General features: G+C 64.6%; 12 protein-coding genes. 6 read left to right on the forward strand and 6 right to left on the reverse strand.

The window, feature by feature from the left end:
* The 4 genes from MTR66_RS18470 to MTR66_RS18485 all read right to left on the reverse strand — a co-directional run.
* Positions 1 to 943: FAS1-like dehydratase domain-containing protein (locus tag MTR66_RS18470; protein ID WP_243923713.1), on the reverse strand; the 943-nt coding region annotated here is incomplete at its 3' end.
* A gap of 35 nt (positions 944 to 978) precedes the next feature.
* On the reverse strand, positions 979 to 1,494 hold the full coding sequence (locus MTR66_RS18475; protein WP_243923714.1) for a nitroreductase/quinone reductase family protein: 516 nt from the start codon (positions 1,492 to 1,494) through the stop codon (positions 979 to 981).
* A 344-nt stretch (positions 1,495 to 1,838) separates the two neighbouring features.
* A complete protein-coding gene (locus MTR66_RS18480) occupies positions 1,839 to 2,330 on the reverse strand; it encodes an asparaginase domain-containing protein (protein WP_243923715.1) in 492 nt (163 codons plus the stop codon).
* Positions 2,331 to 2,344: 14 nt separating this feature from the next.
* Positions 2,345 to 5,740, reverse strand: a complete 3,396-nt coding sequence (locus MTR66_RS18485) for an acyl-[ACP]--phospholipid O-acyltransferase (protein ID WP_243923716.1) — start codon at positions 5,738 to 5,740, stop codon at positions 2,345 to 2,347.
* Between the two features lie 205 nt (positions 5,741 to 5,945).
* On the opposite strand from MTR66_RS18485, the gene MTR66_RS18490 reads away from it, so the two are divergent.
* Complete coding sequence (locus tag MTR66_RS18490; protein WP_243923717.1) at positions 5,946 to 6,542, forward strand: TetR/AcrR family transcriptional regulator; 597 nt, start codon at positions 5,946 to 5,948, stop codon at positions 6,540 to 6,542.
* Positions 6,543 to 6,545: 3 nt separating this feature from the next.
* Here the strand turns inward: MTR66_RS18490 and MTR66_RS18495 are convergent, their stop codons facing one another.
* Positions 6,546 to 7,151 (reverse strand): TetR/AcrR family transcriptional regulator, encoded by a 606-nt coding sequence (locus tag MTR66_RS18495; protein ID WP_243923719.1) that lies wholly within the window; start codon positions 7,149 to 7,151, stop codon positions 6,546 to 6,548.
* 77 nt (positions 7,152 to 7,228) lie between these two features.
* Between MTR66_RS18495 and MTR66_RS18500 the strand changes: the two genes are divergently transcribed.
* From MTR66_RS18500 to MTR66_RS18510, 3 genes are read left to right on the forward strand one after another with little or no spacing between them, the layout of a single operon-like run.
* Positions 7,229 to 8,686 (forward strand): efflux transporter outer membrane subunit, encoded by a 1,458-nt coding sequence (locus tag MTR66_RS18500; protein WP_243923721.1) that lies wholly within the window; start codon positions 7,229 to 7,231, stop codon positions 8,684 to 8,686.
* Entirely contained in the window at positions 8,683 to 9,849 is a 1,167-nt protein-coding gene (locus MTR66_RS18505; protein ID WP_243923723.1) for an HlyD family secretion protein, read from the forward strand. Before MTR66_RS18500 ends, MTR66_RS18505 begins: the two co-directional genes overlap by 4 nt.
* Positions 9,849 to 11,414, forward strand: coding sequence for a DHA2 family efflux MFS transporter permease subunit (locus MTR66_RS18510; protein ID WP_243923725.1), 1,566 nt, complete (start codon positions 9,849 to 9,851; stop codon positions 11,412 to 11,414). The genes MTR66_RS18505 and MTR66_RS18510 overlap by 1 nt, the downstream gene beginning before the upstream one ends.
* A 209-nt stretch (positions 11,415 to 11,623) precedes the next feature.
* On the opposite strand, the gene MTR66_RS18515 is transcribed toward MTR66_RS18510, so the two are convergent.
* Positions 11,624 to 12,664 carry a chemotaxis protein CheB gene (locus tag MTR66_RS18515; RefSeq protein WP_243923728.1) on the reverse strand — a complete coding sequence of 347 codons (1,041 nt, stop codon included), beginning with the start codon at positions 12,662 to 12,664 and terminating at the stop codon, positions 11,624 to 11,626.
* Positions 12,665 to 13,002: 338 nt separating this feature from the next.
* Here MTR66_RS18515 and MTR66_RS18520 point away from each other — a divergent pair, with 338 nt between their 5' ends.
* Both MTR66_RS18520 and MTR66_RS18525 read left to right on the forward strand, forming a co-directional pair.
* Entirely contained in the window at positions 13,003 to 13,263 is a 261-nt protein-coding gene (locus tag MTR66_RS18520; RefSeq protein ID WP_243923729.1) for an STAS domain-containing protein, read from the forward strand.
* The coding region (locus MTR66_RS18525; RefSeq protein ID WP_243923731.1) for an Hpt domain-containing protein at positions 13,260 to 14,201 on the forward strand (942 nt) is incomplete at its 3' end. The genes MTR66_RS18520 and MTR66_RS18525, both read left to right, overlap by 4 nt.

Raw genomic sequence — 14,201 nt, forward strand, 5'->3', positions numbered from 1 at the left:
AGAGGAAGTCCGTCACCCACGATCCCATCGAGGCGCCATAGCCATAGCCGCGCGGCATCCCGATGCGGCGGGCGTACTTGGGGAACAGGTGCCCGCGCGAGGGGCCGTAATAGGCGCCGTCGGTGAGGAAGGGGTTGACCTTCATCATGTCCGGATCGTTTTCGTACCCGGCCATTTCGCGGGTGAAGCCCAGCGCTTCCAGATCGTTCTTGCGCAGGTTCATGGAGCCCCAGGTGTTGACGATATAGGCGCGCCATTCGGTGGCGAAACTGGCGATTGAGTGCGGGCCGAACACGCGCTCGGGAAGCTGATCGCCCACGGTCACATCGTCCCACCAGCGTTCCTTGTGGCCCAGATCGTGCAGCATCTGCACCCAGGCGAAGACGCGCTTTTCGATGCCGTCCATCTCCTCGTCCGGCCATTCGGGATCGGCGAAGTCGGCTTCGCTCACCGAGGCGCCGCCCGCTTGCGCATTGTAGCGCAGCGAGGTGGAGCGCTGCCGGGCGATCGGGTCGCCGTCCTGATTGTAGTAATTGTTGTCGCCGCGCTGGAAGGCGGTGGGGCCGAAGCCGGTTTCCTTGACGGTGTAGTCGAAGGGGATGCGCTCGTTGCGGATCATGTCGCCCGCCTTGATGCGCGGGCCGTGGAACCACCATTCGTCCCCCGCGAACAGCAGGTGCGAATTGGGAATGCAGCCGACGCAGGCCGGAGCAGCGCCGTGGCCGTCGTCCGTGGCGATCGGGAAGCTCTGCGGCGCGACGAGGCCGCCCCAGCGGCTCTCGGCGGCATAGTCCGGATCGAAATGCAGCAGGTTGGCATAGTGCATGGCATGGACCCAGCGCCGGATGTCGTTGGCGGCGATAGGCTCGCGCAGGGGCGAGAAGTCCATGACTTTGCCCAGATACTGGTCGATGTCGGAGGTATCGAGAGTGGCGGTGCTCATTTTCGCGTCTTCCTGTGTCAGAACGGGCGTTGGTATCAGAACTGGCGAAGGCCGGTGGCATCGCTCGCCTGGAAGACGGGGATCGGTTCGAGCGCCTTCATCATGACCAGCGGGATCACCCGGTCTGTGGCCTTGGCGTAATCGCCGTAGAAAGGGTGGCAATCGACCATGAAGTTCCACACTTTCTCGCGCTCGGCCCCTTCGGGTTCGCGCCAGGTGCCGCGGAAGGCCTGGGTGGCGATCTGGAATTCGACCGCGTCCTGCTCGCGGATGTTGAGATACCAGGCCGGGTGATGGTCGGCGCCGCCCTTGGACGCGCAGATGACGACTTCGCCGCCGATATCGGCATAGCAGAGCGGGGTGATGAAGACCTTGCCGCTCTTGCGGCCGGTATACTTGATCATGCAGTGCGTGGCGAAAGAGCGGCCGCCCACGGCGGAGACGTCCATGATGTGGCCCTGCGCCCCGCCGGAGCTCAGGTACATGTCGCGATGCTCGGTGATCCAGTCCTTGCGCGTGTCGCGGATGGCTGCGGACGATTCGTCGCTCATGGCGCGTCTCCCTCTCCTTGCGGGCCTTTACCCGGCTTGAGGGTACACGATTGCGGATAGGATGGCGCCGGTCCAGTGCCGATCAGGTCAGGCCGCATCGCCCGGGCGAAGTATCATCCCGGGGTCGTCCGGCGAAGCATGGTCTGGCGAATGGGGGAGAAGGGAAGGTGTGTCCCGGCAGACAGGTAGCGGCGCTACGGGGGGGAACGGGGGATGTGCGCCGCTACCTGCCATTGCGTGATATATTGCAGTGATGGTTACATCTAGACAAAAAGGTCTTACGAAAGTTTACCTAGATATAGCCTGATGTAATCGTTTTTAAGAAATAAAAACGATTACATCGTTTAAATTGCAGTGAACTTACCTGCGGCGCGGTCCTTCTTTACTTTCAACGCATTGAAAACCGAACCATTCATAGTGATCCACACGCCGGTTTTGGCGGCCTGGCAGCAGGCGAAGGCCATGCCGAGGTTGAACGGCGCATCGCTTTCGGCAAAGCGCGCCGGGGCCAGGGCGCCGGTGAGGACGATGGTCTTGTCCTCGATATCCGCCAGGACTTTCGCGGTTTCCGTCATGGTATCGGTGCCGTGGGTGACGACCACGTGCGTTTCGGGCGCGGCGGCGATTGTGGCTCTGATCAGCGCGCGGTCCTCGTCCGAGAGTTCGAGGCTGTCCTTGCGCATCAGTTCGACCACGCGGAACGGGTGCGTGACGCGGGAGGTCTTGAGCATGTCCTCGATCACGCTTTCGGCGATCTGATACTCGCTGAGCGCGTCGAAATACTGCTTGTCGATCGTGCCGCCGGTAGTGACGACGAGGATGGGGGGCTGACTCATAGCGCGCGCCCTTATCATCCCTTCGCCATCTCGCCCAGCGTCACGTAGTCCAGCTTTCCCGTGCCCAGTACCGGCAGCGCATCGAGCACGCGGATGTCGCGCGGCAGCATCAGTTCGGTAACGCCATGGGCGCGGCCCCATTCGAGCAGGGCCTTGGGATCGGCCTCGCGCGCGGTGGTGTAGAGCACCAGTTGCTCGCCCTTTCTGGCGTCGGGGCGGGTGACGACGGCATGTTCGGCATCGGGCCAGACTTTCGCCGCATAGCCTTCCACTGCGGGGAGCGAGACCATCTCGCCGCCGATCTTGGCAAAGCGCTTGGCACGGCCGCGGATGGTGACGAAACCGGCTTCGTCGATCGTCACGATATCGCCGGTGTCGTGCCAGCCTTCGGCGGGCGGCTGGAGGCGGCCCGGTTCGCTGGCCAGCATGTATCCGGCCATGACATTGGGGCCTTTCACATAGAGGCGGCCGCCTTCCGCGATGCCGGGCACTTCTTCCAGCCGCGCTTCCATCGCGGGCAGCAGGCGGCCGACGGTTCCGGCCTGAAAGTGCATCGGCGTGTTCACCGCGATCACCGGGGCGCATTCGGTGGCGCCGTAGCCTTCCAGGATGCGCAGGCCGAATTTCTCCGCATAGGCCTTGCGGGTTTCCTCGCGCACCTTTTCGGCGCCCGCGAAGATGTAGCGCAGGCTGTAGAAATCGTAGCTGTGCGCCATGCGGGCATAGCCGGAGAGGAACGTATCGGTGCCGAACAGGATCGTCGCGTTGCAGTCATAGGCGAGCGCGGGAACGATGCGGTAATGCAGCGGGCTGGGGTAGAACACCGTCTTGATGCCGTTGAGGATCGGCAGCAGCGTGCCCCCGGTCAGGCCGAACGAGTGGAACACCGGCAGCGCGTTCAGCACCACGTCGCTGGGGTTGAAGTCGATCCGCGCGGCAAGCTGCGCGCAGTTCGCCAGCAGGTTGCGATGCGAGAGGACGACGCCTTTGGGCGTGCCTTCCGATCCGCTGGTGAAGAGGATCACCGCAGGCGCATCGGGCGAAAGACGCAGCTTGGCATGGCGGCCTTCCGCGCCTTTCTTGAGCAGCAGGTGCCACAGTTTCGCGCCCGTGCCGATCTCCTGCGCAAGGTCTTCCAGATAGAGCACGCTGCGCCCGCTGGCCTCCATTGCGTTGATCGTGTCCTGCAGCTTTGCCTGTTCGACGAAGGCGTGCGCGGTTACGACAGTGCCGATTTCGGCAGTCTCGCAGGCGGAAAGCAGGTTGGTCAGCCCGGCAGTGAAATTGAGCATGGCGGCCACGCGCCCCTCGGCCTGCAGCGCGAAGAAGGCGAGCGCGGCGCCGTTCACATTCGGCAGCAGCAGGCCGACCGCCTCGCCGGGGCGGGTGCGGTAGGCGAGCCTTTCGCCCAGCAGTTCGGAGCCCAGGATCAGCCGGTCGAGCGAGAGCGGCTGGCGCTTCACATCCTCCACCACTTTGGCCTTGCCGCCATGGATCGCGCGCGCCTCGCACAGAGCGGTGAACAGGGTGCGGTCGGTGTTCGTGGTGGCGAAGATCATCGCGCTCATCTCGTCATAGAGGCGGCGGCCCGCGATGGCGCGGCGCTGGCGGGCGGACATTTCGCCCTCAATGGAAAAGCGGCGCGCGGGCAGCACGTCGATCGTCACTTTGGGGAACCACCGCGTGCGCACTTTGCCCTTGAGGTGCGAGAGCGGGCTGTACTGCGGGCCGTTGAGGCGGACCGGCACGATCGGCGCATCGGCCTTGTCGGCCACCATGCCGGGGCCGTCGAACACTTTCATCAGCGCGCCGGTCACCGTGATGCGGCCCTCGGGGAAGATCACCAGCGTGTTGCCCTCGCGCACGGTGCGCACCATCGCCTTGGCGGCCATCGGATTGGTGGGATCGACCGGGAAGGCGCGGAACAGCTTGAGGAAGGGCTGGATCCACCAGCTCTGGGCGATGGCGGTATGCACCGCGAAAGTCGGCTTGCCGGGCAGGAAGGCGCCGAGCAGCACCCCGTCGAGATAGGACAAGTGATTGACCACCACCACTGCGCGCTCGCCGGGTTCGGGCATGTTCTCCAGCCCGGTCACTTCGACGCGGTAGAGCAGTTTCAGGACGATCCGGATCACCGCCTTGAACAGCGTTTCGGGCAGCAGCCAGACCGAGGTGAGCGCCACGATCAGCGTTGCGAAACCGAGCACGCCGATCACTTGTGGCACACTGGCGCCCACGCCCAGCAGTCCGGCAATCACGGCGATGGCCGCCACCGTCATCCCGGCATTGAGGATATTGTTGGCCGCGATCACTTGCGAGCGTTCCTCGGCGGAGGAGCGCACCTGGAGGATCGCATAGAGCGGCACGATGAACATGCCGCCCGCAAAGGCGATGACGACGAGGTCCGCGATGATCCGCCAGGACCCGGCGCTGGCGAGGAATTCGCCGATGGTGGCTTCGGGATAAGTCACAGCGAAGAGGCCGGTCGAGAAGGACAGGTCGATCAGCCCCGCGGCCAGCGCCAGGGCGCTGACCGGCACATATTTGGCCGAGACTTCGCCGCTCAGCAGGCGGTTTACCGTCATAGAGCCGAGCGCGATCGTCACCGAGAAGATGACGAGGAACAGCGTTGCCACGTCCTTCTGCGCGTTGAGCGTGTCGGAGACGAGCGGCACGAATTCGGTGAGCAGCACCGCGCCTGCCGTGAAGAACCAGCTGATGCCCAGCACCGCCAGCCACACGCCGCGCCCTTTGTGCGCGGCGGCCAGCACCTGCCAGGTGCCGCGCGCCACGTTCCAGTCAATCGGATGGCCGCCGCGGCTGGGCGGGGCTGCAGGGATCGCCAGCGCCGCCAGATAGCCCAGCACCGCAAGACTCATGGCGACAAGCCCGGCCTCCCACGGCGGAACCTGCCCGGCGAGCAGTTGCCCGGTCAGGATCGCCAGGAACGTGCCTGCCTCGATCAGGCCGGTGCCGCCCATGATCTCGCGTTCGGTAAGGTGCTGGGGCAGGATCGAATACTTCACCGGGCCGAACACGGTGGAATGCAGGCCCATCAGGAACAGGCTGGCGAGCAGAAGCGCGATCGACTGCCAGGCAAAGCCCACCAGCGCCACGCCCATGATGCCGACTTCCGCCAGCTTCACCCAGCGCACCAGCGTGGCCTTGTCGATACGGTCCGCCACTTGCCCGGCCAGTGCCGAGAACAGGAAATAGGGCAGCATGAACAACCCGGTGGCGATTACGGAAAGCATCCCCGCCTGCTCCGGCGCGTCTTTCAGGATGCCGTAGTTCGCCAGCAAGAGCATGGCGTATTTCAGCAGGTTGTCGTTGAAAGCGCCCAGGAACTGGACCACGAACATCGGCGCGAAACGCCGTTTGGCGAGCAGTGAGAAGTCTGGTGCGGACACGCCGTTTCCCCGTTTCCTGATTTGAAAGCTCTAAACGCCAGTGTGCCGGATGGCGACTCGCTTGCGTGAGAGTGGTGTCTCACGAAACTATACACTGTTCAATTAAAAAATTAGACATTGTTCAATTGATCTGCGAAAACGGTGGGGCGTACACAAGAGGCCGTGGGTTTGCAGGCGTGGATTTGGCAGGCGTGGATTTGTAGGTATGGGGCGGCGTTCGGACCATTCGCGTGAGGAATTGCGCGCGCTGATTCTGGAAGAAGGGCACCGGCAGCTTTCCCAAGTGGGCTTTGCCCGTTTTTCCGCGCGCGAGGTGGCCAAGCGGATCGGCTATTCGATCGGCACGATCTATAACGTGTTCGGCTCCTACGATGCGCTGCTGCTGGCGCTCAACGGGCGCACGCTCGATCTGTGGCTGGCGTTTCTGGAAGGGCGGCTGGCCGGATGCGAGGAGGGCAGGCTGGATGCCGCGATTGAGGCCTATTTCGATTTCGCGCTGGGCCACCGCCATGCCTGGACGGCGCTCTACGATTTCCGCCTGCCGGAAGGTGCGCTGCCTTCGGAGGATTATCGCGGCAAGGTTGCTGCCATCACGGCGGTGATCGTGCGCGAAATTGCCGCTGTGTTGCCCCCGGATGTGTGCGAAGAGGCCTTGCCGCTGGCCCGTTCGCTGCTGGCAAGCGTGCACGGGCATTGTTTCTTCGCGCTCAACGGCACGTTCGCGATGCTGGGTGAGGGGGATCCGCTCGCCGCCGCCAAGGCGCGCGTCGCCGATGCGCTGGCGCGGTTCGGTGCGCGGTAGGCGTCAGGACGCGTTGCGGACGCTGTCCCAGGCGGCGATCAGTTCGACGAGGCCGTTGATATAGCGTTCCTGCTCGGCCTTGGAGGGCTTCTTCGGCCGCAGCAGCATGTCTGAGCGAAAGCCGGTAATTGAGGAAACGGTTAACTGCGTCAGCTTTTCGGCCTCGGCCTCGCCGAAGTGGGGGGCGTAGAATTCGTGCACGTGCTGGCGGATTTTTGCAGGTCCACGCGAAAAGAACATTTCGCGGACTTCGGGAAACCGCTCGCCTTCGCCCAGGACCAGCATGAACAGCTGGATCGCATTGTTGCGCAGCAGGCATTCCAGAAACCGCAGGCAAAAGCGCCGCAGCGCCGGAACCGAATAGGTCTGGCTGGTCAGCACCTCGTCGATATCCTGGGAAAAGCCATCGACCTGCTGGTCGATCACGGCGGCGAACAGATCCTCCTTGGAGGAGAAGTGCGCCCACAAGGTGGCTTTCGAGCCGCCCAGTTCCTCTGCGATGGCGGACATGCTCGTATCCGCATAGCCGCGTTCGAAGAAGGAGCGCGTAGCGATATCGACGATCTCCGCCCGCTTTCGCGCCTTGTTCAGCTCTCTCTTACCCATCATGTGTTCTGTCATAACAGTACTGCCAAGTACACTTTTTGATTGACTCGATCAAGCCGCTTCTCGATTAATGCGTACCAATGAGTACACAAACACATCTGCGAGTCGCGGCAGCCTCTCTGCTCGCCGTGACACCTTCCCTGTCTGCTTGCGCTGCGCCGGATCTCGGTCCGCGTCCGCAGATGAGCGCGCCCGGCTCGTTTGCTTCGGCAAAGTCGCTGGCGTCCGCGGCCGATGTGCGCACCTGGCCGGGCCAGCGCTGGTGGACGGCTTACGGCGATCCGCAGCTGGACGCGCTGGTGGAAGAGGCGCTGAAGGGTTCGCCCAGTGTTGCCATTGCCCAGGCCCGTATCCGGCAGGCGCGCGGCGCGGCCGAAGTGGCGGGCGCGGCCACGCTGCCCTCGATCGGTGGGCAGGCCTCGGGCGGCGCTACCAAGCAGAGCTACAACAACGGCATCCCGTCCAATTTCGTGCCGCATGGCTGGAAGAGCACGGGCACGCTTGCGCTGACCGGCGATTTCGATCTCGACTTGTGGGGCAAGAACCGCAAGGCGCTCGCGGCCGCCACGTCCGAAGCGGAGGCGGCCGAAGCCGACGCACGGCAGGCGGAGTTGATGCTCTCCAGCAATGTCGTTTCGTCCTATTTCGATCTCGCTCGCCTGATCGCGCGCGGCCAGGCGCTGGCCGATGCCAGCAAGGCACGCGCGGCGCTGGTGGACCTCACTGGACAGCGCGCCAGGGAAGGCCTTGAAAGCGAAGCGCCGCTGCGCCGCTCTGAGGCCGAGGCGGCTTCGGCGCGGGCGGCGCTTTCGGCCAATAGCGAACAGATCCTGCTGCGCCGTCACGCCCTTGCCGCGCTGGTGGGCGCCGGGCCGGACCGGGGGCTGTCGATCACGCCGCCCGCGCTGGACACGCTGCCCGAATCCGGCGTTCCGGACGATGCCGGGATCGCGCTCGCCGGGCGCCGTCCGGACATCGCCGCGGCACGTCTCAGGGCCGAAGCGGCGGCTTCGCGGATCGGCGTGGCCAAGGCGGACTACCTGCCCGACATCTCGCTGCGCGGGCTGATCGGACTGACCTCGCTGGGCATTTCCAATCTGTTCGACAGCGGCTCCACTTATGGCAATGCCGGCGGGGCGCTGAGCCTGCCGGTGTTCCGCGGCGACCAGTTGCGCGGCAATTTCCGCCAGGCACGCGGCCGGTATGACGAGGCGGTCGCCAACTACAATGCAACGGTCGCGGGCGCGCTGCAGGAAGTGGCCGATGCGCTTGCCAGCCGTGAGGCGGCCGGGAGCCAGGAGCGCGATGCTGCCGAGGCGGCGGCCAAGTCCCAGGCCGCTTACGATATCTCGATGAAACGGTATCGCGGCGGCCTGTCGAGCTACCTCGATGCGCTGACCGCCCAGACGGCCGCCTTGCAGGCCCGCGAAGCGGCGGTTGATGCCCATTTCCGCACCCTTGCCCTCGAAGTCGCGCTCAAGCGCGCGCTGGGCGGCGGGTTCGATGACAATTCCAGCGAAAAGGCTTCCGGCAAATGAGTGAAGATGTGCAGGATCAGCCTGCTGAAGAGCGCAAGCCGAACGGTGAGAGCTCCGGCGCCGTGGTGGACCGGAAAAAGCGCGGTCCGCTGCTGATCGGCCTGGTTGCCGTGGTCGCGGTGATCGCCGGGCTTTACGTTCTCTACGACGTGTTCATCGGCAGCCGTTCGGTCTCCACCGACAATGCCTATGTCGCGGGCGAAACCGCCGAGGTGACGCCGCTGACATCAGGCAAGGTGATCGAGGTCATGGTGACCGACACGCAGCCGGTCCGGCGCGGGCAGGTGCTGTTCCGGCTTGACGATGCGGACCAGAAGATCGCGCTGGCACAGGCCCAGGCCGGGCTGGAATATGCCAAGCGGCGCTATGGCCAGGCCCGCGCGAACGATACCGCATTGGGTGCGGCGGCGGACGCCAGCGAGACGCAGATCCGTGCAGCGCAGGCAAAGGTGACGTCCGCCGAGGCCGCGCTCGCAAAGGCGCAGACGGACTATGACCGGCGCGCGGCGCTGGCCGGGTCCGGCGCGGTTTCCGGCGAGGAACTGACCGCTGCGCGCGAAGCGCTGGCCAGTGCCAAGGCCGCCGCGCACGAAGCGCAGGCTGGTCTCGCTTCGGCCCGTTCGAACGCGATCAGCGCGCGCAGGCAGCAGGAAGCGGCGCAAGCGCTCACGCGCGGCACCAGCGTTGAGACTGCGCCCGAAGTGCTGCTGGCCAAGAGCCGTGTTGCTGCGGCCGAACTCGATCTCAAGCGCACGGTGATCCGCGCGCCGATCGACGGGATCGTGGCCAAGCGCACGATCCAGGTTGGCCAGAAGGTGGAAAACGGCACGCCTGCCCTGTCGATCGTTCCGGTGAACCAGCTCTATGTCGATGCCAATTTCAAGGAAGACCAGCTCGGCAAGGTCCGCAGCGGCCAGAGCGCGACGGTTACGTCTGATTTCTATGGCGACGATGTGGTCTACCACGGCAAGGTCGTGGGCTTCTCGGGCGGCACCGGCGCGGCGTTTTCGCTGATCCCGGCGCAGAACGCGACCGGCAACTGGATCAAGGTGGTGCAGCGCCTGCCGGTGCGCATCGAACTCGATCCCAAGGAACTCAAGGAGCATCCGCTGCGCATCGGCCTGTCGATGGAAGCAGAGATCGATCTGACGAGTAAGGACTGATGGCAGGGGCGGCGCAAACGCCTGCCGCACCGGGGCAGGGCGCGAACGGACCGGCCACGGAGTTCCATGGCGCGCGTCTGGCGCTTGCCGGGTTCGTGCTGGCCATGGCGAACTTCATCGTCGTGCTCGACATGACGATCGCCAACGTGTCGATCCCGCACATCGCGGGCGGCCTTGCGGTATCGCGGCAGAGCGCGACCTGGGTGATCACCTCCTATGCCGTGGCCGAGGCGATCTGCGTGCCGCTGACAGGCTGGCTCGCCGCCCGTTTCGGCGCCTTGCGCACGTTCCTGTTCTCGCTGGGCGGTTTCGGCCTGTTTTCGGCGCTTTGCGGGTTTTCCGGGACGCTGGACATGCTGGTCCTGTTCCGGCTGGGGCAGGGCCTGTGCGGCGGGCCGCTGATGCCGCTGACGCAGACGCTGATGCTGCGAATCTTCCCCAAGGAAAGCCATCCCAAGGCCATGGCGCTCTGGGCGATGACCGTGGTGACGGCCCCGATCTTCGGCCCGATTCTGGGCGGCGTGATCAGTGATAACTGGTCATGGGAATGGATCTTCTTCATCAACGTGCCGATTGTCGTCATCATCCTGTTTTCGGTGATTGCGCTGCTGCGCGGGGTCGAGACGCCCACGGTCCGCCGCCCGATCGACTTCGTCGGGCTGGGGCTGCTGGTGCTCTGGGTCGGCGCGTTCCAGATGATGCTCGATCTGGGCCGGGAAGAAGACTGGTTCGGTTCGACCAAGATCGTGATGCTGGCTGTCACGGCGGGGATATTTTTCTGCGTGTTCCTGATCTGGGAACTGACGGAGGAACACCCGGTCGTCGATCTCAAGGTGCTGCGCCACCGGGGCTATTCCGCCGCGACTCTGGCGCTGATGATCGGATTCGGAACCTACTTCGCCTCCGTGGTCGTGATCCCGCAGTTCCTGCAGGTAACGATGGGCTATACGGCGACCCAGGCGGGCTATGCCATGGCCTTCTCCGGTGTGCTGGCGGTCATCATGTCGCCGTTCACGCCCAAACTCATGCAGCGCGTCGATCCGCGCCTGCTGGTGTTCGTGGGCATATCCTGGATCGGCGTCTGCGCGATCATGCGAACCTGGTGGTCGACCGATTCGACCTTCTGGCAGTTCTCCTATCCGCAACTGCTGCAAGGCGCGGGCGTCTCGCTGTTCATGGTCCCGCTCACCACGATCAGCCTGGCCGCCGTCGATCCTGAGGAAACCGCGTCGGCGGCAGGGCTGGCCAACTTCGGCCGCACGCTGGCAGGCGCTGTGGCCACGGCGATCGTGACGACGGTGTGGAGCGACATGGCCCGTTCCGACGGGGCGGAAATGGCGGGCACGCTCAATGGCGCGCAGGCCACTTCGTCAGCCTTGCAGGCCGGTGGCTTTTCCGAAGGGCAGGCGCGCGGGGCGATTGCCAACCTCGTGGGCGAACAGGCGATGGCGCAGGCGACGACGCATCTCTTCGCGCTTGCCGCCGTGGCGCTGTTCATCGCTGCGACGACGATCTGGCTGGCGCCGCGCCCGCCGAAGAATGCGAAGCCCGCGTCCGGGCACTGAATTCAGGGCGCAACAGAACGGTTTCCGGCTCCGGCCGGAAGGCGGCACCGGCAGGGCAGCCCCCCAGCCCATGGTTTTCCTAGTCCCCGCAAATCCCCAGCGTGGAAGACCGGCCGGTGCCGTCACTCTATTCAGGCTCACATAGCAAAACGGCCGGCCCGGATGATCCGGACCGGCCGTTTTGATAGTGCTCTATGGCGCTGGAAGGATCAGGCCGCCGAACCGCAGTTGGAGAGCACGTCCTTTGCCAGGTCTTCCAGCTTGAGTTCGGCATCCACGGCACCAGCCTCGACCGCGGCCTCGGGAGCCTGCGGCACGGTGGCTGTGGAGCGGTCCTGTGCCAGGGTGCGGAAACCGGCGGCCTTCAGAAGCTTGAGCCCCTTGGCGCCGTCTTCGCCCATGCCCGTCAGCACCGAGCCGATCGTGGCCATGCCCGCGCGCGAAAGCGAGCCGAACAGCAGCGTGGCGGAAGGACGGAAGCCTTCGACCGGATCGCGCTCGACCATGCGCAGCTTGGCGGGGATGCCGGGTTCGACGATCACGTGCTTGTTCGGATCGAATGCGATGTGCACGGTGCCTGCGGTCAGCTCCGCACCATCGGCAGCGGCCTTGATCGAGCAGGCGCAGTCCTTGTCGGCGCGGGTGATGAACATTTCCGCCAGCGCCGGTTCGGTCTGCAGGATGATGACCGTGGGCGGGCAGTTCTTGGGATACTGCATCAGCACTTCGGTCAGCGCATCGACGCCGCCCATCGAGGTGCTGAATGCGGCGATCTTGCCGTTCGGCGCGTAGTCGGGACCGCTTTCGCCCTCGGCCTTGGGGCCGCGGTTGCGGGGTTTGTCGCGCACGTTCGAATTGGCGGCGGCGAGCACGATCTTGCCGAGCTTGCCAACCTGCTTGGCGAACTGTTCCGGGGTGGCCTTGAGCGGCTTGGGAAAGCACTCGACCGCGCCCAGTTCGAACGCCTTGAGCGAGGTTTCCGTCCCGCTCTGGGTAAGGCTGGAAAGCATGACCACCGGCATCGGGTTGGTCTCCATGATTTCCTCAAGGAACTCAATGCCGCTCATGCCGGGCATTTCGACGTCGAGCGTGACGACGTTGGGCCGCAGTTCCGCGATCTGGTCACGGGCTTCGTCGGCATTGGCTGCCGTGCCTATGACGATAACGTTCTTGGTCTGCTCCAGGACATCGCAAAACAGCGCGCGCATAGCGGCTGAATCATCGACTACCAGAACGCGGGCGTCATGCATGGAGATGGGACCTTCTAATAATTGCCTCTAGAGGAGTTCGCATTGCGACATACCTCTAAACATCCGATAAATTTCCTTAACCACACTACGCACTTCGCCTGAGTTTGCGGCAAACGTAGCGTTGTCACCACTTCCTTTACCACGAAACCGTTCCGCGCACCCCAAAATCGGTGCGCGAAGGCGAATTGAGTGAATGAGGTTGGTTGAATGGCCCGAATCCTGCGGTTTCGCAATTCTGACTATTCCGCGTCGAAGCAGACGAGGGAAAATCCGGATGGCGATTCACACCGGCAGGGAACGGACATTCGCTAACAAGGCCGGATAGACGGGGGAAAGTGATGAGTAGCATTACCTTGCCAGCACGCTGCGACCGGGCAGCGGCCGAGGCAATCTGGCCTGAACTTGTCGCAGCGCTGGGCAATGGCGCCCTTCGTATCGATGGCAGCGCGGTCGAACATGTCGGCCAGGCGGTGCTTCAGCTTCTTGTATCGGCCCGCCGCAGCGGCGGCGGCGCGGAAATCGAGGCGTCTCCCGCCTTGACCGAAGCCGCGCGCCTGACCGGGCTGACGTCGGAACTCTTCGAAGAGAGCGAACTATGAGCCCCGAGGAAATTCAACAGATCTTCTTTGTCGAGTGCGAGGAGTCGCTGGCCGCTGCGGAAGCCGGTCTCGCTGCTTGCCAGGCAGGCACGCAGGATGCCGATACGGTTAACGCGGTGTTCCGCGCCGTGCACTCGATCAAGGGCGGCGCCGGTGCCTTCGGTTACTCGGCGCTTCAGGCTTATACGCACACGTTCGAAACCTTGCTGTCCGACGTGCGCGAAGGGCTGGTCGCGATCGAGAACGATCTGGTCGATCTGCTGCTGCGCGCGCTCGATACGCTGGCCGACCATGTGCAATCGGCCCGCGAAGGCGGCGATGCCCCGGCCGATGCCGTGCTGATCGCGGAAATGGAAGGGGCCATGGCGGCCAATGCCGGTGCTGCCGCGCCCGCAGCAGCCGAACCGGAGGCCGCGCCCGAACCCGAATCTGCACCGGAAACGGCCGCTGACGATGACGAACCCGCGCCGATCGACGATCTCGATCTGGCCGCGCTGCTTGACGATCTGACGTCCGATTTCAGCGCAGGATCGTCCGAACCGGCGGCTGGGGAAGAGGCCTCCGCCGGTCAGGGCAAGAGCTGGAAGGTGCATCTGCGTCCGCGCTCGGGCGCCATGCGCAACGGCAGCGAGCCGCTGCTGATGCTGCGCGACATTGCCGGACTCGGCGGTGAATGCGTCTACTGCGATGTCAGCCAGATCCCGCCGCTCGATTCGTTCGATGTCGCGCAGGGCTATCTCGGCTGGACGTTCGCCATGCCCGAGGGCGTGGAGGAAGACGCGGTCCGCGATATTTTCGACTTCATCGGTGACGATTGCGCGCTTGCCATCGGCAACGACGAGGAAATTCCCGAGTTCCAGCTCGAAAAGACGGCGCAGCCGCCCAAGCCGGAACCGGTTGCCACGGCACCCGCGCCCGCGCCGGCCCCTGCCGCGGCG

The sequence above is a fragment of the Novosphingobium beihaiense genome (genome assembly GCF_022832375.1).
Lineage (GTDB): Bacteria > Pseudomonadota > Alphaproteobacteria > Sphingomonadales > Sphingomonadaceae > Novosphingobium > Novosphingobium beihaiensis.